At 48.5% G+C, this 1,234-nt stretch carries 1 protein-coding gene; it reads right to left on the reverse strand.

Annotation, left to right across the window (positions count from 1 at the left end; translation table 11 throughout):
• Positions 1-8: 8 nt before the first annotated feature.
• The gene (locus tag ICN49_RS11575; protein WP_216168228.1) at positions 9-1,172 is read right to left on the reverse strand and encodes an IS30 family transposase; all 1,164 of its coding nucleotides are present in this window, start codon (positions 1,170-1,172) and stop codon (positions 9-11) included.
• Between the last annotated feature and the right edge of the window lie 62 nt (positions 1,173-1,234).

Genomic DNA, 1,234 nt, shown 5'->3' on the forward strand with positions numbered 1-1,234 from the left:
CCTTGGATTCAACCGGTCAACGCAACAGATTGGGCAAAACGTTCTGCCGGTGTTTGATAGTTTAGTGTTTTTCTAGGGCGTTCATTAAGTTTCCTGGCTATGGCATTAAGCTTAGCCTGCGAGTAATTGGCTACGCTCATTCCTTTAGGGAAGTATTGTCTTAGTAAGCCATTGGTATTTTCATTTGAGCCTCGTTGCCAAGGATGCTGGGGATCACAAAAGTAAACCTGAACATCTGTGGCTAAGGTAAAACGTTTGTGCTCAGACATCTCTTTGCCTCGATCCCAAGTGAGCGACTTATACAACTCGTCTGGTAATTTCCTCGCATGCTTAATCAAGGCATTGACGACTGTTTGACTATCTTTGCGAGCAACTTTCACTAGCATTACATAGCGAGTCTGGCGCTCTACAAGAGTAGCGATCTGACTATTGGCATCTCCATAAAGTAGATCGCCTTCCCAATGCCCAGGTACCGCGCGATCTTCTGCTTCAGCTGGCCGCTCTCTAATGGATATGGCGCCTTTAATACTGCCCAAAGCTCGATCTTTGAGCGTGTGATGGCGTGAGCGGCGCATCACCCGAGTGCGTCGTAAGTGCGCCACGAGCTCTTTCTTTAAGGCTCCACGGGCTTGGATAAAGAGGCTGCGATAAATTGTCTCGTGTGACACCTGATAGCTTTCGTCATCTGGATACGTTTGCTTTAACCATCCGGCAATCTGTTGTGGCGACCACTGCAAGAGCTGCAGCTTATCTGTCACGATACTTGCCAAAGGCTTGTTTAAGACTAGTTTACAAGTCTTGGGGCGAAGCGCTCGATCCCATGCTGAGCTATCTGCCCCAGCTGATCGGTAGTCTTTGGTGCCACCATTGCGCTTTACCTCCCGACTAACCGTAGAGGGCGATCTTCCTAAGAGTTGTGCAATAGAGCGGAGTGATTGCCCAGTTGCCAGGCCACGGGAGATTTCTTCTCGCTCAGCCAAAGTCAGCGCTAAAACTGATCGACATCTTGATGGTGGTCTGATGCCGCCCGTCTGCATCAAAATACGCTGTATTGAGGGGTGATGGCGATCAAATAACTGCGCTATCTGATGAAGGTTATCGCCTTTTTGCCAGCGATCCCACATCAACTCTCTTTGAGTGGCGGTGTAATAGATTCGAGGTCGTTGTTTCATGAGCAACACTCCTTTTGCTTACGCAGTTTGTAGTGTGTTGCATCGATCAGTTGAATTCAAGG

The organism is Polynucleobacter finlandensis (genome assembly GCF_018881755.1).
Classification (GTDB): Bacteria; Pseudomonadota; Gammaproteobacteria; order Burkholderiales; family Burkholderiaceae; genus Polynucleobacter; species Polynucleobacter finlandensis.